Below are 19968 nucleotides of genomic sequence, written 5' to 3'. Positions count from 1 at the left end.
ATACTAGACTCTAGTATCTCTTTTATTTAAGGGATGAGGAGGGGTTAGCATGCAAAAACCAGTGGAAAACAATTTAAGAACGCTACTAAAAAATAGTGGCAACTCTGATGTTGACTTGGAAGTTAATATTGATATAGATACGAAAGCCATCGCTTATGGAATTATATGCAGTTTATATGGTAGAGGCGATCTCTCGGAACGAGAGTTGGATAAGGCTGTGCAAAAGTTGGATCGTCTAGTAGAAAGAGACCGTAAAAATAGGAAATCGAATGAGAGTCACCTTCGGGTGAGCAGACCAAAAATATACGATTTTCCTGACATGGAAAGGCGACGTAGATTCTGAGTTATGCCCGAGGATGGTTTTAAATTATAGGGTTGAATCGATGGAAGCCCGCCAAAAAATCAGAATGCCCTCTTAAAGTAGACGTCGAAACGCCCTCTTTATCAACGTACATTTTAAGGAGGGCATTATAGGGATAACCTGAAATATCCGACTAAGTGTACAGCGTCTTGAGCAAAGAATGAAAAAACCCCACAAAAAGTGGGGTTCAATCATTACCAGCCATAAACACCTTCGCACGTATTAGCCTCCGGCTCATAATAACAATGTTCTTTGTATTGTCCGGTAAATGGCTGGCCATACCAGTCAGGTGGACATGGACCATAAGGATTGAAGTACCAAAGAGCGAACTTGGAAGGATGTTCCCTCCAATAATCTAATACTTGGCGGGCTAACCTTTTTTCTGCGCTTCTCGCCCTATTATAAAAGACATTTCCTTTTTGCACAGCTTCGAAAGAGAAGTTTCCACCTTGTACTTGGAAAATGACATCCCGTATGGATCGTAATTCTTCAAAGTCGGAGCAATTCGCTTTCAGCCGATTTACAATGACATTTCCAACCATCAGCATTCCTTGTTTTCCTTCCCCTTCTGCCTCCGCACGCATCATTCTAGCCACTAAGTTCACGTCATTGTCTGTATATTTTACTCTTGCCATTTTTGTATCACCTCTAAAAGCATTCTATGTAAGAAGCCCGGAAAATGCTTTTTTTAATTCATAATACTTTAAAAATTCCTATGAACTTTAGGAAAAAAGCATGGCAAGACGGGGGTTGCTGTAAAAGTCCTTTCCTCTTAAAAATCGCTTATCGTCGAAGCAGCAGGCCAAACTAAAAAGAGCGATTTTCTTTGTGATAAAGAAAGTCACTCTTTTTTCACGTGTACTATGAAAGGAATGATAAGGCTAATAGCTTCTACTAGCTCTTCCAGCGGGTCGCTTAATCAAGAAATTTTCTTTTATCTTTTTATTGGCTCACTGATGTAACAGCATTTTTCATCGCGTTTAAGTGTCTCCCTTTGCTAAATGGTACACATAAAGGCGTCCCGCAGATTGGATCAGCGGTTACTTGACAATGCAGGCCTAAAACGCTGTGTACAAGCTCTGGGGTTATAATAGTATCAGGATCGCCTTGCTTGTAAATGTTTTTATTATGGATGGCTACGATATGATCAGCATATCTGGATGCCAGGTTAAGGTCATGTAAAACCATCACAATGGTCCGTTGTTCACTTTGATTAAGATCATACAACAAATCGAGAATATCGATCTGATGGGTCAGATCTAAATAGGTGGTTGGCTCATCTAACAACAGAATATCTGTATCTTGAGCAAGTGTCATCGCAATCCAGGCCCTCTGTCTTTGTCCTCCAGACAAAGAATCGACTTTCCGATCAGCGAATTCCAGCATGTTTGTTAACTCCAGCGCCTCGTAAACAGCTTTTTCATCCTGTTCCGACCATTGCTGCAGCCAGCTTTGATAGGGATATCTCCCTTGTTTTACCAACTGTAAAACGGTTAATCCCTCAGGGGCTACAGGGGATTGAGGCAAAATGGCTAAGTTCCTGGCGATTTCTTTCGTGGGGGTATGTGCAATATCATTTCCATCTAAAATAACCGAACCCTGTTGGGGTTTTAATAAACGGGCCAAAGAGCGAAGCAAGGTTGATTTCCCACACCCATTACTACCGATAAACACAGTGATTTTTTCTTTTGGAATAGTCAAATCCAATTCCTTAATAATGCTTTCTTCCCCATATCCTAATGTTAACGAATTAGTTGATAGTGCATCCATTTCCATACCCCTTTCATTCCGAATGTAATTACTTGTTTCTGCTTCTGAACAGTAAGTAAATAAAGTAAGGCGCTCCGATTGCAGAAGTGAATACCCCTGCCGGCACCTCAAGTGGTGCAAAAGCAGTCCGGGCAATCAAATCGGCAACAAGGACAATCATACTTCCGATCAAGGCTGAGACGGGTAAAAGCGCTCCATAATTTGCGCCGACCAACCGCCTTGCGATATGTGGGGCCATCAAACCGACAAAACCTATTCCTCCGGCAAATGCCACCGCACCGCCGGCAAGTGCTGTACTTAAAAGCAGTAATATGAAACGGTCTTTTTGAACGAGTCCGCCTGCATTTACCACCAATTCTTCCCCTAACTCCTGGATGTTCAGTCTTCTCGCATAGCCAAACAAAATTATGGTCAAAACGAACACCCATGGTGCGATAGTGATAATTTGACTCCAATTAGCCCCATTCACGCTTCCCGTCAACCATATATTCGCTCGGGAGGCCGTATATATCGGACCTAGAAGCATCATCATGGTGGTGATCGCTTGAACTGCAGCTGAGACTCCAACTCCGATAAGGACGAGGCGTATCGGCGAAATCCCGCCGTTTTTCCTGGCTAAAAAGTAAACTAGGAAGCCCATCGCAATAGCACCTGTAAAAGATGCGAGCGGTAACCAGTGAATGCTCAGTGTGAGCGTACTGCTTCGGTCGCTGAATAGCGCTAGAAACGCTACAGTAGTAGCGGCAGCCCCGCCGGAAATTCCAATAATATCAGGCGATGCCAGCGGGTTGCGGATAATGCCTTGTAAAATCGCGCCCGACATGGCCAGTGCTGCTCCGGCCAAAACAGCTAAAAGGATTCGGGGCATCCTGAATGACAGAACAACTAAGTTATTCATTTCATTGCTTGCACGACCGATTGCTTTTACTACATCCCAAGGAGAAATCAGCATCTGCCCAATGCCAAGACTAATGATCATCAGCATGATTAATAGAAATGACAAGCCAATTAAGATGGCAAACGAATGAAGGTTAATCAGAAAGGATATCTTTCCTAATCGAATGGGGGTATTTTTTTTCATTCGTTGACCCCCCTTCTGGCAATATAGATGAAGAAGGGAACCCCGATCAATGCAGTCATCACACCAACCGGAAGCTCGGCAGGCATAATCACATATCGGGCGCTAATATCTGCAAGCAGTAGCAGCATTGCTCCAAGTAATCCGCTGTAAGGAAGGATCCAACGATAATCGATTCCCACCATCCATCTTGCTATATGAGGGATGACAATGCCGATAAAACCAATCGGGCCAGTGACCGCAACAGCTCCTCCAGCCAAAAAAACGATAATCACACCGCCCCAAATTTTAACCAACAACGTTTTCTGTCCGAGCCCTTTTGCCATGTCTTCTCCCATCGCAAGCACGTTGATATGCCTGCCGATAAGGAAAGAGGCGGCCCATCCAATCACGATGTAAGGCAGTACGCTGAGCAAAATTTCCAAATCCCTGCCTTGAATCGATCCGGCTAGCCAAAAAAGAACTTGGTCTAATGCCTGCTCATTCAAGGTAAGCATCCCTTGTGTCAAAGACGAGAGTAAAGCAGCCATCGCTGCACCTGCCAAGGTGATTTTGATGGGGGTCAATCCTTCACGCCCTACAGACCCGATTACATATACGATGATTGCGGAGACCGCAGCACCTGTAAAGGCAAGCCAAGTTAAGGCATCCAAAGAGGAAACGCCAAAAAAACTAATTCCCAGTACAACCACAAAACTTGCTCCTGCATTAACCCCGAATAAACTGGGAGATGCTAAAGGATTATTGGTTAATCCTTGCATAATTGCTCCTGCTATTGCCAGACTTGCTCCGATTGATGCGGCAATGAGAGACCGTGGAACCCTTGTATCTTGAATGATGATATGTTCCTTCGAACCATCAAATTGGAAAAAGGAATCGAGCACCATCTCCGGTGTGATATTGGTTAACCCCAGAATGATACTAGCCCATAATAAACTGAAGACGATAAACGAACCGATCAGCAGTCCTGTTAGCTTCATGGCGTTATTTTTGATCATAGTTAATTACCTTTCTATGGCTCATTCCGAAACATTCTTATATGGTTGTTAGTCTATTTTAATTGAGAATCCATGTCAATGACTATGAGAATCATTTTCATTTAATTTTAAAAATAACGGAAATTTGATTGATTTTTCTCTAATTATCCTTTAATGTGAATGATAATCATTATCAATTAAATTACATAGGAGGATGTTTTCACATGTTAAAAAGAATTTTTCCATTCATGCTTCTATTCATTACGTTTGTTTTCGTGTTAACGGCTTGTGGTTCTGCGGACGATCAATCAGACGCACAGGAAACGGCCGGAGAGAGCAAGGAAGCAAGTGAAAGCTATACAATCGACCACGCAATGGGGACTACGACGCTAAACGAGACACCCAAGCGTGTTGTCGTATTAACGAACCATGGTACAGAAGCATTGTTATCCATGGGAATTACTCCTGTTGGAGCGGTTAAATCGTGGACAGGAGATCCCTGGTATGACCATATCTCCGCTCAAATGGACGGAGTAGAAGTAGTTGGTACCGAAAGTGATATTAATTTAGAAGCGATTGCAGCGTTACAGCCAGATTTGATTATTGGTAACAAGATGAGACAAGAAGAGCATTATGAGGCATTAAGTGCTATTGCACCTACCGTTTTCGAGGAAACACTTCGGGGAGATTGGAAGGTGAACTTCAAATTGATTGCAGAAGCCGTGAATAAACAGGAAAAGGGACAGGAAGTCCTGGATGAATACAATAATCGGGTGGAAGCGTTGAAAGAAGATTTGGGAGACAAACTTGATACCAAAGTATCCATGGTCCGGTTTATGCCTGAAGATGTACGTGTGTACCATAAGGACTCTTTCTCCGGCATCATTCTAGACGAAATTGGACTGGCGCGTCCGGCACCACAGGATGTTGATGACTTTGCTGCAAAAGGAGTCACCAAAGAAAGAATCGAGGAAATGGATGGGGACGTAATTTTTTATTTCACTTATGAAAAAGAAGGCGATGGACAAGAGGCTGCGGACAAGTGGATTAATGATCCTTTATGGAACAAACTGGACGCAGTTCAAGCCGGGAATGCTTACGAAGTAAGTGATACAATTTGGAATACCGCTGGAGGAGTGATGGCGGCGAACCTTATGTTAGATGATTTAAGAGAAAAATTAGTAGAGAAATAGGAAAGTTACTTTAAAGGTAATAAGATTGGACAAATCCGAGCGTTTCGTTGATTGGATTGTCGCTGTAATGGAACGGTCCCGGTTGTTTTTTCCCCACACTCCTCTATATAATGAAAAGCGTTACAGCAAAGAATAGGGGGAAAAGCAATTGGGATACATAAGAAAGTTTTTGCCAATCATAGCATTGGCATTGCTACTCGCTGCCTGCAGTAATAGCGAAAGCAGCGGGACAAACGATGGAAATACGGACGGAGAGGAAGAAAAAGTTCTTCGGCTTAGCGTTCCTGGAGAAATTCCTGGATTGGACCCGACGATGGCAGACAACGATTTCAGCTTCAACATGATCAATCAAGTATTTGAAGGATTATATCGTCTCGATAAGGAAGGGAATCCGGAGCTGGCCTTGGCAGCAGCAGAGCCGGAAGTAAGTGAAGATGGTAAAGTTTACACCTTCAAGATCCGGAAAGATGCGAAATGGTCGGACGGTTCGCTGGTTACTGCCGAGGATTTTGAGTATGCCTGGAAGAAGGCTGTCGACCCGGACACGGCAGCTGCATATGGGCCGCAGTTTGAGGAGATTGTCGCCAATGCTTCCGAAATTTTAACCGGTGACAAACCGGCAGATGAGCTTGGAGTCGAAGCCCTTGATCAGTATACCTTAAAAGTGACGCTGGAAAATCCGGTTCCTTTCTTCAAGGAATTGTTGACTACGGCTATTTTCTTTCCGCAGCCGGCAGCATTCGTTGAGGAACAAGGAGAAGAGTATGCAAGGGATTCGGAGCATATGTTGTTCAACGGTCCGTTCGTCCTGGAAGATTGGCAGGGTACCGATTCATCCTGGACCTTCGAAAAGAATGAGGAGTATTGGGACAAACAAGCCGTGAATGTAGATAGAATTGAAATGAATGTCGTGAAAGACACGTCCACAGCTGTCAACCTTTACAAAAAGGACCAGCTGGATCGGATCGAACTGACCGGCGATTATGTCAATGAGTATCAAGATAATGAAGAATATCATACTTTTTTGACCGGTGCGACCTCGTACCTGAAAATGAATCAGGGGAAGGATGGGGAAACGACGGACTTGGCCAATTTGCATATCCGCAAAGCGATCAACATGGCAGTGGATAAGCAGGAAATGGTCGATACGATCCTTAATAATGGCTCGATTGTCGTGAATGGCAACGTGCCGAAGGGTCTGGCGGAAAATCCGGAGACCGGAGAAGATTTCCGTGAAGAAAATGGTGACTTGGTCGAATATGACGCAGATCAGGCTAAGGAGCAGTGGCAGCTGGGCTTGGAGGAATTAGGAAAACAAGAGCTGGAATTTACGCTGACCACTTCTGATTCCGGAACGTCCAAGCAATTTGCCGAAAACTTGAAGTATCAACTGGAGTCGAACCTTCCCGGCTTGACGCTGAACGTCAAAAGCGTGCCGCCGAAGGCAAGTATTTCAGCGAACGTCAATCAAGAGTATGAACTTATATTGACCGGCTGGAACGGTGACTACCAAGACCCGCTTACTTATTTGAACCTGTTCATTACCGATAGTCCGGGGAACCACACTGGCTATTCCGATGAAGAGTACGACAGACTTGTCCTGGGAGCGAAATCCGATTTGGCCGACAAGCCGCAGGAGCGTTGGGATGGTTTGCTGAAGGCGGAGAGAATGCTGATAGAGGACAGCGCAGTACTCGTCCCGTTGTACCAGAAAGGCAGTGCCTACCTGCAAAAAGACTATGTGAAGGACTTGATCACCTACCAGGTCAGCGCCGACAATTATAAGTGGGTCGACATAGCAAAATAACAGTTCAAACGATAGAAAGACCATTCTGTTGACGGCAGACAAACAGTCAACAGAATGGTTTTTTAATGGCTATTTTTGCGTATTGGATGTTTTAACAATGGGATGGACATGGTCATTTTTTTACACGACTGAGTTGTCCTTTCCCAGAAAGACTGGTCAGCTTCGGCTGGTGGTGAGGCGCTTGCGCTTTTATCCCGGCAACACGGCACAAAGCAGTATCTGGATAAGTAAATCACAACACTGCACAATCGTTGTTCATCAATCTGGACTGAAAGCGTATACAACGACGTTTTTCTCCGTGCTACAATGAAATCAGCAAGAGGGGGTGATGCAGTTTGGACGATCGCAGTGATCGAATCTTAAAAGAGATACTGAATTATCCTGGAACAACCAGTAAACAGCTGGAAAAGAAGTACAATTTATCGCGACGCCAGCTTGGCTACAGTCTTAGCAAAATCAACAGCAGGCTGAAAGAGAACAAACTGCCCGTCATCGAAAGGACCCGGCAAGGCAAGTTTTTAATCGGCCAGGAAGTATATTTTTATTTCAATCGGGATGCCGAAGCTATCGAGGACGCGGCGGCCATTTTATCGGAAAAGCAGCGCGTGTATTTGATAGCGTTGATGCTGATTAGTAACGAAGATCTGTCCCTTTACCATTTTACAAGTGAATTTTATGTCAGCAAAAACACGATTCTGCAGGATTTGAAGCTGGTGGAGGAGCTAGTCGGGAAATTTGATCTTACCGTGCGCTATTCACGGAAAATGGGCTACCTTCTGCAAGGAAATGAGTTTCAAGTCCGGCGCTTATTGACGTATATCACAAACAAAACACTCGAAATGGTGAATGGCAAAACACATTTTCAAAGCATCACCGGTATTAAAGAAAGTGATATTCACGTACTGACAGAAAGAATTAGTGAAGTGGAAAAAGAGCTCGGATTGAAATTCACTGATGAAAAATTGACCACAATGCCGTATATCCTTTCGTTGGTCATCAGTAGAATCAAGAAAGGATATGTGATCAATTCCTTTTACATCAAATATGAAGAACTGTCCGATACCAAGCAATACCATGCGACGGAAAGAATTTTATCCGATATGGAGCAAATTCCGATGGAAGAGCGCCTGTTTATCACGCTGTTTCTCCTATCTACCAATGTTTATTGGTCGGGTTTTTTGACGGAAGAAACGATACCGAATCTGATGGACGCGCTTAAGCAAATGCTGCGGTTATTTGAAAAGCGTGCTTGCATTACGTTGCAGGATAAGAATCAGCTGCTCAACAAACTCCTTTTGCATGTCAAACCTGCTTATTATCGGATCAAATATCAGTTGACAGAAATGACAGACAATCCACATAAACAGAACAAACAGCTTCAGCAACTCCATCACTTAGTAAAGCAGTCGACTGGGCCATTGGAAGAATTGATCGGATTGCCGATTCCGGAAAGTGAAACGAGTTATCTGACCTTGTTAATCGGCGGGTGGATGACCAGGCAGGGCGACGATATCCAGCAAAAGTGGAAAGCGATCGTTGTTTGCCCGAAAGGTGTATCGGTATCCAGAATGATGTACAGCGAGCTGCGTGACTTATTTCCTGATTTCATTTTTCTCGATACCCTGTCGATGCGGGAATATCAAGACTATCCCTTGGATTACGATATCGTATTTTCCTCGGTTCCGATAAATACGAACAAGAAGCTGTTCATCGCCAGTCCGATTATGGAACAAGACGAAAAGGAACGGCTCAAAAAACAAGTGATGTTGGAGTTAAGCGGTGTGGTGCCATCGGAAATCAACGTCGACGAATTGCTAATAGTCATTTCAGACTACGCCGACATCCGAAATGAGCGACAGTTAGCTTCTGCCCTATATCATTATATCCATCGCGATCCGACTGAAGCGATTAAACGCAACGATCCGGATAAGGATGATTGGACCTTGGCGGAGCTATTGACCCCGGAACGGATAACGATGCAACCATCGGCAGGTTCTTGGGAAGAAGCAGTCCGGATTGCAAGCGGTCCATTGCTGGAGGACGGGGCGATCACAGATGAATACGTGGAGGCAATGCTGGAACCGGAAAAAGACCCTTATATTGTGATTGCGCCAAACATGGCCATTCCCCATGCTGCACCTGACCAGGGCGTGCGGGAAGTCGGAATGAGCCTGCTGCGTTTGGAACAGGGAGTGTCCTTCACCAAGGATTACTCGATTCAGATCATTGTGGTAATTGCAGCTGTTGATAAAAAGAAGCATTTAAAAGCGTTGATCCAGTTGATGGAACTGGCCAGGTCAGAAAAAGGACGCAGACAAGTGATGAAAGCAGATTCCCGTGACGCCGTTTATGCCGTTATTAAGCAATATACCGACACTTATTATTCACAACAAGGTAGCGAGGTGAAGACATGAATGACTTCTATTTTGAAGAAGACAATGTACTTTTAGATCTGGGAGCAGAAAGCTACAAAGACGTATTAACCAGAATGGGGGAGAAATTACAGGAGCTTGGATTGGTCCGGAAGAGCTTTGTCGAGGCGGTAATTGCCAGGGAAGAAGCATTCTCGACAGGGCTGCCGACCAGCAGTCTGTCTGTAGCCATTCCCCATACCGATATCGAACATGTTAAGCAGAAGTCAATCTGTATCGGAGTTTTAAAAGACGAAGTGGAGTTCGGAGTCATGGGGGACCCGGAGGAAACCACGCCAGTCAAGGTGGTATTCATGCTGGCGATGGATGAAGCGCATTCTCAGCTTTATTTGTTACAACGTTTGATGCAAATTTTTCAACATAACAGCATGTTGAAGAAGATCGCTCAAGAGCAGGACAAAACGAAAATCGTCCAGCTTATCAAAAAAGAATTGGATGTAATTCATGAAGGAGGAGAAGTAACATGGCAAAAAAACAAGTACTAGTAGCCTGTGGTGCTGGAATCGCAACATCAACAATCGTGAACAATGCAATAGAGGAAATGGCAAAAGAGCATCAGCTTGATTTGGATATTAAACAAATTAAAATCGCAGAGGTAAACAGCTATGCAGATACAGCGGATGTTCTCGTAACGACAGCGACGATTCAAAAGGACTATCCTTTTCCTGTTATTACGGCCCGGTCCTTCTTGACTGGAATCGGAGTGGAAGACACCAAAAAGCAAATATTGGAAGCACTGCTTAAATAAGACGAAAAACCGGGAGACATATTGGACTTGGGATGGATGAAAGTGCACTTGTGATATTCTTCACAAAATGTGTGGCAGGAAGTTAAAAATAGGGGGGATGATTGTGCAAGGTTTTGTTGATTTTATACAAGGTTTTTTGGATTTAGGAGCGACGGTCATTTTACCGGTAGCCATTTTTATATTGGGTTTGGTATTTGGTCAAAAGCCCGGAAAAGCGTTCCGTTCCGGCTTGACCATCGGTGTAGCGTTTGTCGGTATTTTCCTGGTTGTCGACCTGCTTGTTAACAACCTTGGGCCAGCCGCCCAGGGGATGGTGGAACGGCTCGGAGTCGAGCTGAATGTAATCGATGTCGGTTGGCCGGCAACCTCATCCATTGCCTGGGCCTCGGTTGTAGCAGCATTTATCATTCCGATTGGATTAGTAGTCAATGTCATCATGCTTTTAACCAAAACCACTAAAATCATGAACGTCGACATCTGGAACTTCTGGCATTATACCTTTATGGGAGCGGTCGTATATTCTATTTCCGGCAGTATTATTCAAGGCCTTATTGCAGCGGTTATTTTCCAAATTGCAACCTTGAAAATTGCCGATTGGACAGCGCCGATGGTTAAAGACTTTTACGGTTTGCCCGGTGTGGCGATAGCCACGGGAAGTACCGTTTCCTATGCGCCTGGTATCTGGCTCGTGAAATTGCTGCAAAAAATGCCAGTTATCAAAAATCTGAACGCTGATCCAGATACGATCCAAAAACGATTCGGGATTTTTGGAGAGTCCATTTTTATCGGGCTGGCGTTAGGGGCAATCATAGGTGCTCTCGCGGGCTATGGAGTCGGTGACATCATTGACATCGGCATGGCGATGGCGGCAGTCATGGTGCTAATGCCAAGAATGGTCAAAATTTTGATGGAAGGATTGATGCCTGTTTCGGAGTCGGCACGTGAATGGCTTAATAAACATTTCGGGAACCGCGAAATCAATATCGGCCTCGATGCTGCCGTATTGCTCGGCCATCCGTCCGTCATTGCGACAGCTTTAATTCTCGTTCCGGTAACCGTCATTCTAGCAGTCATTTTGCCTGGGAACGCATTGCTTCCTTTTGGAGACTTGGCTACGATCCCGTTTATTGTCGCATTTATTGTTGGTGCCGCAAGAGGCAATATTATTCATTCCGTCATCGTCGGGACCATCATGATTGCACTCTCGCTTTATATGGCGACAGACATCGCACCCGTGTTCACCCAAATGGGAGCAAATGCCGATTTAGAAATGGATATTGCGGAAAATTCGGCGAGGATTTCCAGCATCGATCAAGGCGGAAATTTAATCAACTGGATTATATGGAGATTTTTCTCCTTATTCAATTAAGCGAATGGAAGGAGCGACTTTCGGATGAAATCATTAGTCAAAACAGACCCCGGTTTCGGCCATTTGGAGATTCAGGATCGTCCAGAACCTGCACCAGGAAAAGATCAAGTGAAGATTCAAGTCAAATATGCCGGTATCTGCGGTTCCGATATTCATACGTATGAGGGCAACTATCGCGTCGCTGTCCCAGTGACGCTGGGGCATGAATTTTCCGGAGTCGTCACGGAAGTAGGAGAGAACGTAAGTGAATTCAAGGTCGGTGACCGTGTCACCTCTGAAACGACTTACGAGATTTGCGGAGAGTGTGCATACTGCCAAACCGGGGATTATAACCTATGCGCAAATCGGAAGGGGCTCGGTACCCAACAGGATGGGGGCTTTGCCGAATATTTGATTGCCCGTAAAGAAAGTGTCCACCACCTACCGAAAAACGTTGATTTCCGTGCAGCTGCCATGACGGAGCCGTTGGCCTGTACGTATCACGCGGTAGAAAAAACAGCCATTCATCCAGGCGATCTTGTTGTCGTTCTCGGCCCGGGACCGATTGGGCTTTTGACTGCCCAGGTTGCCAAAAGCCGTGGAGCTGTGGTCATCATTACCGGATTGGATCAGGATCAGGTCCGTTTAGAAAAGGCGAAAGAAATCGGGATTGATCATGTCGTCAATATTCAGCATGAGGACCTGAAACAATTGATCAACCGCTTAACGGACGGCTATGGGGCAGATGTGGTAATGGAATGCTCCGGCGCCGTTCCGGCGGCAAAACAAGGACTGGATTTACTTCGAAAGAAAGGGCAATATGTCCAAGTCGGCTTGTTTCCGGAGGCGGTAGTTGCCTTTGACCTGGAGAAAATCATTCAAAAGGAGATCCAGGTAGTAGGAACGAGAAGCCAAAAGCATGCGGACTGGGAACCAAGTCTTGCTCTTATGAACGAAGGAAAAGTGAATTCTACGTCGCTTGTCACCCATGAATTTCCGATTACGGAATGGGGTAAGGCTTATGAGGCAATAAAAAGCGGCGAAGCCATCAAAGTGCTGCTTAAACCGGTCGGTTGAAAGAAGCTGAAGGGCAGTAAAAATCAGTGAAGGAGTGGGAAAATGGTTGATAGCTTTTTGGATTTAATGCTCGGCAATTTCCGGATGATCAGTTCCTTTTATTTTCAGTATCAAAGCGTTTTTAACACGTTGATTGTCGGGGCAGCGGTTTATCAGTTATTTTTCCGCAATAAACAAACGAATGAAAACAACCGTGCGGTGAAGGATAGAAAGGATGAGAAGGATGAAAGCACTCAACCTTTACGGAGTGAAGGATCTCCGCTTTGAGCTATCTCCTGAACTTGTTTTGGAACACGACAATGAAGTTATTATAAAGGTAAGAGCGGCAGGTATTTGCGGTTCAGATCTTTCTCGATATAAAAAGCTCGGTCCATATGTAAAAGGGATGACGTTCGGGCATGAATTTTCAGGAGAAATTGTAGAGACGGGAAGTGCTGTTACAGGTTTTAAAACGGGTGACAGGGTTACGGCGTGCCCGGCCTATACATGTGGGGAATGTGAATCCTGTTGTAGCGGTAAACCTTCCCGCTGTGAACAATTGACTATGATTGGCGCCAGGCATCCGGGAGCCTATGCCGAATATGTCAAGCTTCCTGCTGAGCATGACATGCGCCTGCCGGATAACGTTGATTACGATACAGCTGCCCTAGTTGAACCCTCATCCGTGGTGGCGCATGGGTTTTACCGAACGAGTGTACACCCCGGCGCCGAAGTGGCGGTAATGGGAGCGGGCAATATTGGCTTGCTGGCGATTCAGTGGGCGAAAATTTTTGGTGCCAAAAAGGTTTATGCCATCGATGTAGATGAAGAACAATTGGAGATCGCCCGCCAGCTTGGTGCAGATGTGACCATAAACCCAATGGATAGCCCCGTCGACCAGCAAATCCTGGAACACACAAACGGACAGGGTGTCGATCTTGCAGTAGAGTCGGCCGGATCACCTGTTACTTCAGCCCATGTCCTGGCACTGCCGCGAAAAGGAGGAGAGGTCGTCTATTTGGGGATTCCTTATGCTGATATCGAGGTAGAACGGTTTTATTTCGAAAAGATCGTTCGTAATGAATTGCGCGTGCTCGGCTCCTGGAATGCTTTGTCTGCTCCATTTCCCGGGAAAGAATGGACGTCAACCATCCACTATATGAGCAGTGGCGCGATCCAAGTCGAACCGATGATTTCGCACCGGATACAGCTGGAAGAGGGGCCAGATATGTTTAAAAAGCTCGTTAATCGTGAGGAGAAAGCTGCAAAAGTGTTGTTTTACCCGGATAAGGAATAAACAGTGCCTATTGGGTAAAATAAAGGAAAGCAGTACGGGCTTAGCTTCCCCTTGATGGCTAATCTTATTATGGACAATACGGCCCACAAAATGGCAACTTTGCCTTGATACTTCCTTGTATCAAAAGGGCCACTCTGAGGAAAAGTAACAAGGAACGACCATCTAGGGGGTGAACAGCTCATGGACAAGCAACGAGGTATGTGGATTCCGCTGATTGCCTCAGTAGGAATCGGTGCCGCAGCTTATTACAGCATGACGAAAGGACAAGGGCTGGGTAAAACAATCCAACAGTCGATGCCAATGATGTCCGGTATTACCGGCCAAGGAAAAGGCAACACGCCACAAGCCCAGAACCTTTTCTAGAAACCCTATAGATAGGAAAACACCCTGAAAGCACACTCCCCAACGGAGCCGCCCTTCAGGGTGTTTTTTGTGTTTGTGGGGACTGACCCCCAACGATCTACCACTTTAGCGCGCTAATGAGGTGGGGGTCAGTCCCCGGTTTTTCTATCTCTTCTGATTCCTCCCCGTTATTTAGGGTTAGTCGAAGTCGTCGTAATCGTATTGGCTATATGGGCTGTAACCGTGGCCTGGGAATCCTCCTCCATGCCCTGGATAACCACCCTGACCAGGGAAACCATGTCCCGGGTAACCATGCCCAGGGTAATGGTGACCTGGATAATTCCAATGAGGATAACCATGGTGTGGTCCGTGATGGTGGTGCCATGGTTGGCCGCCGTGATGTGGAGTGTAGCCATGCCCTGGATAACCACCACCGTAGCCAGGATAGCCGCCCTGGCCGTATCCTGGATAATTGCCTGCCCCTGAATAGCCGAATGGAGGATATTGTCTCATCTCATCTTCATGGATCAAAGTCAATCACCTTCTTTTTTTGTATTCACCAATATTCTATTGTGCCAATACCCAAAATGAGCTTATCCGGAAAGGAAATAGGCAGATACCCTTCTTACTGGACAAAAATATGGATCCCAGCGAATGACTTTTCCGAAAAATCCGTTTATTTCCTGTTTTTCTTCCTGTTGCAGCTTGGACGGCTCTAGTACGAATGTAGTATAGTTATAATAGGGAAATTATGTGTACGACCTGCACATAAAAAAATTGGAAGGAGTATGTATCTTTATGACCCAGCAGCACGCTTTTTTGTACAACTCCAAGATCAGTAAAGTCCTAAGAAACATTAACAAAGTGATTGTAGGAAAAGATGAGCCAGCGACGTTAAGTCTCGTTGCATTATTGGCCGATGGACATGTCCTTCTCGAGGATGTTCCGGGAGTAGGAAAAACCATGCTTGTCCGTACTCTGGCTAAATCGCTAGATTGCGATTTTAAAAGAATCCAGTTTACACCGGATTTGCTTCCATCCGATGTAACTGGAGTTTCGATATACAACCCAAAGGAATTGGAGTTTGAATTTCGTGGCGGCCCCATTCTCGGCAATGTCGTCCTTGCAGATGAAATCAATCGTACATCGCCGAAAACCCAGTCAGCTCTGCTGGAAGGCATGGAAGAAAACAGTGTGACGGTTGATGGCAATACGATTGAGCTGAAAAAACCGTTCTTTGTCATGGCCACCCAAAATCCGATCGAGTACGAGGGGACATATCCATTGCCGGAAGCGCAGCTTGACCGATTTCTGCTCAAACTGAAAATGGGTTATCCGACCGCCCAGGAAGAACTGCAAATGTTGGAAAAGACCTCGAAAACGCATCCCATCCACGAAATCGAAGCAGTGCTCAGCAAAGAAGAATTAATCACCATCCAAGCAGAAGTGAAGGATGTATATATGGACCAGAACGTCCAGCGATATATCATCGATATCGTCACCGGCACACGGGAACATCGGGCTGCCTATTTGGGGGTCAGTCCCCGCGGATCGATTGCGTTGATGAAAGCAGCCAAAGCTTATGCTTATATCCACGACCGCGATTATGTCCTGCCGGATGATGTAAAGTACTTGGCGCCATTCGTGTTGGCCCATCGAATCATTTTGACCTCAGAGGCTAAGTATGAAGGAACGACTGCAGAGATGATTATCGAAGAGCTGCTCGACAATGCATCAATTCCTGTCCGAAAGGAATATAGTTAATGAAACGCTCGGTTTCAATGGGCTTAAAATTTTTCTTCGTATTCCTGTTATTGGGCGTGTTTTTTGCTTATGCCATGTTCCAGGGTGGCTTTGTCAGTTGGTTTTTGTTTTACAGCTTTCTTCCGATCATTGTCCATATGTTTTTATTGCTAATTTATCCGATTTCCAATTGGAACGTGACACGCCGCTTGTCCAATCATATCGTTCAGGCCTCTGGAAACATTTCCGTCGAAGTGGAACTGGAACGACGCTTCGCTTTTCCGCTTTATTACTGCATTGTAGAAGAATATTTTCCAGTCAGCCTGCAAAAAGAGGACACGAGCCGGCTGAAGTTCCAGCATATGAATCAAAAGGGTGCGCTGACAAAACGCAGAGTGGAGAAACGAGTTTCCTTTCCCTGGTTCAAGCGGAAATGGTCGTACCGTTATACCTTAGATAACCTCCCGCGCGGGGAGCATCAACTCCGGGCTTTTCGGGTAAAAACCGGGGATTTCTTCGGCTTTGTCAAGAAGGAATATGTCTATCCGACTACGAGTTATCTTTTGGTTGTTCCCTCCGAGCGCGAAATGATCTTCCGGGAAAAAGTGAATAGTTTTGAAGAGGGTGAGTCTGCTTCTTATAATGTCACTGCTAAAAACACCAACGTTGTCACTGGCGTAAGAGAATATATGCCGGGTGACCGTTTTTCCTGGATCGATTGGAAAACGACTGCAAGAAAAAACACAGTCATGACGAAGGAATTCGAACAGGAAAAGAGCTCGAACATCGTGCTGATCCTGGATGCAGTCGCCTTTTCAGATCAACATCCGCTCGCTTTTGAAGGCAGTGTCGAAGTGACTGCTTCCTTACTGGAATCCTTACAGCGGAAAACCTCTCAGCTGACCTTCATCGGCCTTGGCGAGGAGCGGGTGTTCTTCCCGTTCCAAGAAAATCCTGCTAAAAATGTTTTAAACCAAAATTATTTGTCCCGGATTCAGCCGGGAGTTAATGTATCGTTTTCCCGGCTGCTTGAACAGGAAATCCGCAATATTCCGCAGGGAGTTGTCGCCATGGTTGTCACCAATCAGCTGGATCAGGCCACCCTTAAAGCATTGGAGCGGTTAAAACGAAAAAGTAAAAAGATCGTTGTCTTTTTGATTAAATCATCTTCAACAGTAACGGGGGAAGATAACAGAATGATTCATCAATTATCTGCCAGTGGCGTGTCGGTCAATGTGCTGACGGAAGAACTACTGGTACAGCAGAAGCTTGAGGTGAGCAGCTGATGCCAATGTCTTCAAGCAATAAACGCCAGCTTGTTTTTCGGATGATCATTTATTTGTGTGGATTCTTGCTGCTTTGGGAATGGCTCCGTCCGTTAGAGACGTTGACCGATACAGGAAGTATGTCGGCCTTTGTGATTTATACCGGATTCTGTTTTGTTATATCGGTTCTGGATATGAAGTGGTGGCTGTCGATATTGTTGAAATTTGGCGGTTTACTGTTCGTGCTTGATGGTTTGTTTATTTCCGAAACGATGTTCACAAAAGGTTGGTTTTATTTACTTTACCTGCATATGCAATACAATGTCGAAATGATTGCCAGCCAGAATTGGATCGAAATCACTCCGCTGTTCCGTAGTCTGTTGTTTTTGGTTTTACTATGGCTGATGAGCTATTTGATGTATTACTGGTTTGTGATTTCGAAAAGGATATTTCTATTTGTGCTGCTGACCTTCATTTACTTGACGGTGCTTGATACATTCACCACCTATGAAGCGGATATGGCCATTGTTCGTGCATTTACCGTGTCGCTTATTGCACTCGGCATCTCCAATTTTTATAAAGAATTGGGCAGGGAAGCAATGACCTTCACTGGTTTAAAACGCGTTTCCGCCTGGGTGCTGCCTCTCGTTGCCGTGATTTTATTTTCCGGTGTTGTCGGTTTTGCGGCTCCGAAGCTTGATCCTCAATGGCCTGATCCTGTCCCGTATTTAACAAGCACATCACCTGATGCCGGTTTCGGAGAAGGAGGTATCGGCGGTGTACAGAAAGTCGGTTATGGGGAGGACGACTCCCGACTCGGCGGTTCCTTTGTTCAGGACGATACACTTGTCTTTCAGGCTCAAGTCGAGGAAAAGCATTATTGGCGAATTGAAACAAAGGACATCTACACAGGAAAGGGCTGGGAGCGATCAGGGGAACCGGAATATAACTTGACCAGCGACGGTTCGGTGGATTTGAGTACATTCGAACGTTCTGTTGATACCGAGCCGCTTGAAGGCATGGTTACCTTTCAATCCAATGCATTTTTCTCCAAACTTGTCTACCCGTATGGAATCAAGCAGGTGAATGGAGAGGAAGAGGTAAATTATTTAGTCGACGACAAATTCGGTTCGATTGCCGTGGAAGCTCCTGAACAGCAGGGGATCGTCGATCAGTATCAGATTTCCTATGACAACCCGTCCTTTTCAATCGACCAGCTGAATGAAATCGACGGAGAGGATCCGGAGGAAATCAAGGAAAGCTATCTCCAGCTTCCAGATGATCTGCCGAATAGGGTGGGCAATCTTGCCAGCCAAATCGTTTCAGACGAGGAGACGAGATATGAGCAGGTAAAGGCTGTCGAACAGTACTTCAACCGAAACGGTTATGTCTACCAAACAGAGGATGTCGCGGTACCAGGCCGTAATCAGGACTATGTCGATCAATTTTTATTCGAGACACAGGCGGGATACTGTGATAACTATTCGACCTCGATGACGGTCATGCTCCGGACGCTCGGTATTCCGGCACGCTGGGTGAAGGGTTTCACCGGAGGGGAGCTGGCAGCTTCACCTGAGGATAGTATAGAGGGGCTGAATACGTATAAAGTAACCAACTCCAATGCGCATTCGTGGGTGGAGGTTTATTTTCCGGAAGTAGGCTGGGTACCGTTTGAACCGACGCAGGGCTTTAGCAACCCGGTAGATTTTTATCGGGATGTCAGCCAGCAGGAGGACAGTACGGATACAGATGAAGCTGCTGAACAGGAAGAACAGGAGCGTCCCGGCAACCAACAGGAAGTCGGAGCAGAAGAGGAAGAAACGACTCCGGCCAGCAATAACAATGCAAATCTGTCCGACAACTGGAGTTGGACAGCCGTTGGTGCAGCCCTTATCGTAGTTGCTGCAGGTTTGTTGGCCTTTATCATGCGTTACCGTTGGATGGCGGTATGGATGAGCAGAAAATTTCATCACAAGCCAAACCAGCAGGTGTACCAGGAAGCTTATTTGTTCCTGTTGAAATTATTGAGCCATAAAGGCATGGGACGGCAGGATGGCCAAACGTTAAGAGAATACGCTATTCAGGTTGATAGACGCTTTGGGTCACAGGATATGCTCCGGCTTACACATCAATATGAACGGATGCTTTACCGAAAGGAAACAGATTCGATACAGTGGAGGAAAATCACTGAATTGTGGGAAAACTTAATTAAACGCGCATTGTCTTGACCAGCTTGCTGCAGCGCTGATAGAATAGTAACAATTCAAACGGAGCCTTGGCTTTTCAGGGCTGGAAAACAAAGTAAACAAACACTTCATATATCCTCGATAATATGGTTCGAGAGTCTCTACCGGAGCACCGTAAACGCTCTGACTATGGAGGTGGAAATCAACAGCTGTGCCAAGCTGTGTCGTCGTATAGATTTCTGCCTTCCTGGAGATAGGAAGGCGGAAATCTATTTTTTATGGATAAAGATACTGCCGATTCCGGAAGATAACACCGGCGGCTGCACGACAGGAAAATGAGACAACCAATTTGCAAAGCTAAGGAG

19 protein-coding genes and 1 riboswitch are annotated in these 19968 nt (G+C 45.6%); of the genes, 14 read left to right on the top strand and 5 right to left on the bottom strand.

Going from position 1 to position 19968, the window contains the following annotated elements:
- Positions 1-49: 49 nt before the first annotated feature.
- Positions 50-343, top strand: coding sequence for a hypothetical protein (locus BN1067_RS02435; protein WP_053217341.1), 294 nt, complete (start codon positions 50-52; stop codon positions 341-343).
- Between the two features lie 212 nt (positions 344-555).
- On the opposite strand, the gene BN1067_RS02430 is transcribed toward BN1067_RS02435, so the two are convergent.
- The 4 genes from BN1067_RS02430 to BN1067_RS02415 form a co-directional block, all read right to left on the bottom strand.
- Positions 556-996, bottom strand: coding sequence for a cell wall hydrolase (locus BN1067_RS02430; RefSeq protein ID WP_053217340.1), 441 nt, complete (start codon positions 994-996; stop codon positions 556-558).
- Between the two features lie 307 nt (positions 997-1303).
- Positions 1304-2131, bottom strand: a complete 828-nt coding sequence (locus BN1067_RS02425; RefSeq protein WP_053217339.1) for an ABC transporter ATP-binding protein — start codon at positions 2129-2131, stop codon at positions 1304-1306.
- Between the two features lie 28 nt (positions 2132-2159).
- Positions 2160-3212 carry a FecCD family ABC transporter permease gene (locus BN1067_RS02420; protein ID WP_053217338.1) on the bottom strand — a complete coding sequence of 351 codons (1053 nt, stop codon included), beginning with the start codon at positions 3210-3212 and terminating at the stop codon, positions 2160-2162.
- Positions 3209-4207, bottom strand: coding sequence for a FecCD family ABC transporter permease (locus BN1067_RS02415; protein ID WP_053217337.1), 999 nt, complete (start codon positions 4205-4207; stop codon positions 3209-3211). Before BN1067_RS02415 ends, BN1067_RS02420 begins: the two co-directional genes overlap by 4 nt.
- A gap of 203 nt (positions 4208-4410) precedes the next feature.
- Between BN1067_RS02415 and BN1067_RS02410 the strand changes: the two genes are divergently transcribed.
- The 10 genes from BN1067_RS02410 to BN1067_RS02365 all read left to right on the top strand — a co-directional run bounded on the left by BN1067_RS02410 (position 4411) and on the right by BN1067_RS02365 (position 14430).
- On the top strand, positions 4411-5379 hold the full coding sequence (locus BN1067_RS02410) for an ABC transporter substrate-binding protein (protein ID WP_053217336.1): 969 nt from the start codon (positions 4411-4413) through the stop codon (positions 5377-5379).
- Between the two features lie 148 nt (positions 5380-5527).
- Positions 5528-7186, top strand: coding sequence for a peptide ABC transporter substrate-binding protein (locus tag BN1067_RS02405; RefSeq protein WP_053217335.1), 1659 nt, complete (start codon positions 5528-5530; stop codon positions 7184-7186).
- A 335-nt stretch (positions 7187-7521) separates the two neighbouring features.
- Positions 7522-9600, top strand: coding sequence for a BglG family transcription antiterminator (locus BN1067_RS02400; protein WP_053217334.1), 2079 nt, complete (start codon positions 7522-7524; stop codon positions 9598-9600).
- Positions 9597-10103 (top strand): PTS sugar transporter subunit IIA, encoded by a 507-nt coding sequence (locus BN1067_RS02395; protein WP_053217333.1) that lies wholly within the window; start codon positions 9597-9599, stop codon positions 10101-10103. The genes BN1067_RS02400 and BN1067_RS02395 overlap by 4 nt, the downstream gene beginning before the upstream one ends.
- The gene (locus tag BN1067_RS02390; protein WP_053217332.1) at positions 10082-10366 is read left to right on the top strand and encodes a PTS sugar transporter subunit IIB; all 285 of its coding nucleotides are present in this window, start codon (positions 10082-10084) and stop codon (positions 10364-10366) included. The genes BN1067_RS02395 and BN1067_RS02390 overlap by 22 nt, the downstream gene beginning before the upstream one ends.
- A 103-nt stretch (positions 10367-10469) precedes the next feature.
- A complete protein-coding gene (locus BN1067_RS02385) occupies positions 10470-11735 on the top strand; it encodes a galactitol-specific PTS transporter subunit IIC (protein WP_053217331.1) in 1266 nt (421 codons plus the stop codon).
- A gap of 24 nt (positions 11736-11759) precedes the next feature.
- A complete protein-coding gene (locus BN1067_RS02380; protein ID WP_053217330.1) occupies positions 11760-12791 on the top strand; it encodes a zinc-binding dehydrogenase in 1032 nt (343 codons plus the stop codon).
- 42 nt (positions 12792-12833) lie between these two features.
- Entirely contained in the window at positions 12834-13058 is a 225-nt protein-coding gene (locus BN1067_RS02375; protein WP_053217329.1) for a hypothetical protein, read from the top strand.
- Positions 13015-14067: a galactitol-1-phosphate 5-dehydrogenase gene (locus BN1067_RS02370; protein WP_053217328.1), complete on the top strand. Its 1053-nt coding sequence runs from the start codon at positions 13015-13017 to the stop codon at positions 14065-14067. Before BN1067_RS02375 ends, BN1067_RS02370 begins: the two co-directional genes overlap by 44 nt.
- Before the next feature lie 180 nt (positions 14068-14247).
- Complete coding sequence (locus BN1067_RS02365) at positions 14248-14430, top strand: hypothetical protein (protein WP_053217327.1); 183 nt, start codon at positions 14248-14250, stop codon at positions 14428-14430.
- A gap of 167 nt (positions 14431-14597) precedes the next feature.
- Here BN1067_RS02365 and BN1067_RS02360 read toward each other — a convergent pair whose 3' ends face one another.
- Positions 14598-14825, bottom strand: coding sequence for a hypothetical protein (locus tag BN1067_RS02360; protein ID WP_053217326.1), 228 nt, complete (start codon positions 14823-14825; stop codon positions 14598-14600).
- Between the two features lie 382 nt (positions 14826-15207).
- Between BN1067_RS02360 and BN1067_RS02355 the strand changes: the two genes are divergently transcribed.
- From BN1067_RS02355 to BN1067_RS02345, 3 genes are read left to right on the top strand one after another with little or no spacing between them, the layout of a single operon-like run.
- The gene (locus tag BN1067_RS02355) at positions 15208-16173 is read left to right on the top strand and encodes an AAA family ATPase (protein ID WP_053217325.1); all 966 of its coding nucleotides are present in this window, start codon (positions 15208-15210) and stop codon (positions 16171-16173) included.
- The gene (locus tag BN1067_RS02350; RefSeq protein WP_053217324.1) at positions 16173-17438 is read left to right on the top strand and encodes a DUF58 domain-containing protein; all 1266 of its coding nucleotides are present in this window, start codon (positions 16173-16175) and stop codon (positions 17436-17438) included. The genes BN1067_RS02355 and BN1067_RS02350 overlap by 1 nt, the downstream gene beginning before the upstream one ends.
- Positions 17438-19645 carry a transglutaminase TgpA family protein gene (locus BN1067_RS02345; protein WP_053217323.1) on the top strand — a complete coding sequence of 736 codons (2208 nt, stop codon included), beginning with the start codon at positions 17438-17440 and terminating at the stop codon, positions 19643-19645. Before BN1067_RS02350 ends, BN1067_RS02345 begins: the two co-directional genes overlap by 1 nt.
- Before the next feature lie 66 nt (positions 19646-19711).
- A riboswitch (purine riboswitch) is annotated at positions 19712-19813 on the top strand.
- The last annotated feature ends 155 nt before the right edge of the window (positions 19814-19968 follow it).

The sequence above is a fragment of the Virgibacillus senegalensis genome (genome assembly GCF_000821245.2).
Lineage (GTDB): Bacteria > Bacillota > Bacilli > Bacillales > Amphibacillaceae > Sediminibacillus > Sediminibacillus senegalensis.
Note: the sequence above shows the minus strand (reverse complement) of the source record. Positions and strands in the feature narration are given on the sequence as shown.

What these genes read in the sequence shown, in the direction of transcription:
- BN1067_RS02360 (WP_053217326.1), bottom strand. Translation starts at nt 14,825, where the DNA reads ATGGCTACACTCCACATCACGGCGGCCAACCATGGCACCACCATCACG.
- BN1067_RS02370 (WP_053217328.1), top strand. Translation starts at nt 13,015, where the DNA reads ATGAAAGCACTCAACCTTTACGGAGTGAAGGATCTCCGCTTTGAGCTA.
- BN1067_RS02430 (WP_053217340.1), bottom strand. Translation starts at nt 996, where the DNA reads ATGGCAAGAGTAAAATATACAGACAATGACGTGAACTTAGTGGCTAGA.
- BN1067_RS02355 (WP_053217325.1), top strand. Translation starts at nt 15,208, where the DNA reads ATGACCCAGCAGCACGCTTTTTTGTACAACTCCAAGATCAGTAAAGTC.
- BN1067_RS02390 (WP_053217332.1), top strand. Translation starts at nt 10,082, where the DNA reads ATGGCAAAAAAACAAGTACTAGTAGCCTGTGGTGCTGGAATCGCAACA.
- BN1067_RS02395 (WP_053217333.1), top strand. Translation starts at nt 9,597, where the DNA reads ATGAATGACTTCTATTTTGAAGAAGACAATGTACTTTTAGATCTGGGA.
- BN1067_RS02350 (WP_053217324.1), top strand. Translation starts at nt 16,173, where the DNA reads ATGAAACGCTCGGTTTCAATGGGCTTAAAATTTTTCTTCGTATTCCTG.
- BN1067_RS02435 (WP_053217341.1), top strand. Translation starts at nt 50, where the DNA reads ATGCAAAAACCAGTGGAAAACAATTTAAGAACGCTACTAAAAAATAGT.
- BN1067_RS02380 (WP_053217330.1), top strand. Translation starts at nt 11,760, where the DNA reads ATGAAATCATTAGTCAAAACAGACCCCGGTTTCGGCCATTTGGAGATT.
- BN1067_RS02345 (WP_053217323.1), top strand. Translation starts at nt 17,438, where the DNA reads ATGCCAATGTCTTCAAGCAATAAACGCCAGCTTGTTTTTCGGATGATC.
- BN1067_RS02365 (WP_053217327.1), top strand. Translation starts at nt 14,248, where the DNA reads ATGGACAAGCAACGAGGTATGTGGATTCCGCTGATTGCCTCAGTAGGA.
- BN1067_RS02410 (WP_053217336.1), top strand. Translation starts at nt 4,411, where the DNA reads ATGTTAAAAAGAATTTTTCCATTCATGCTTCTATTCATTACGTTTGTT.
- BN1067_RS02420 (WP_053217338.1), bottom strand. Translation starts at nt 3,212, where the DNA reads ATGAAAAAAAATACCCCCATTCGATTAGGAAAGATATCCTTTCTGATT.
- BN1067_RS02415 (WP_053217337.1), bottom strand. Translation starts at nt 4,207, where the DNA reads ATGATCAAAAATAACGCCATGAAGCTAACAGGACTGCTGATCGGTTCG.
- BN1067_RS02425 (WP_053217339.1), bottom strand. Translation starts at nt 2,131, where the DNA reads ATGGATGCACTATCAACTAATTCGTTAACATTAGGATATGGGGAAGAA.
- BN1067_RS02375 (WP_053217329.1), top strand. Translation starts at nt 12,834, where the DNA reads ATGGTTGATAGCTTTTTGGATTTAATGCTCGGCAATTTCCGGATGATC.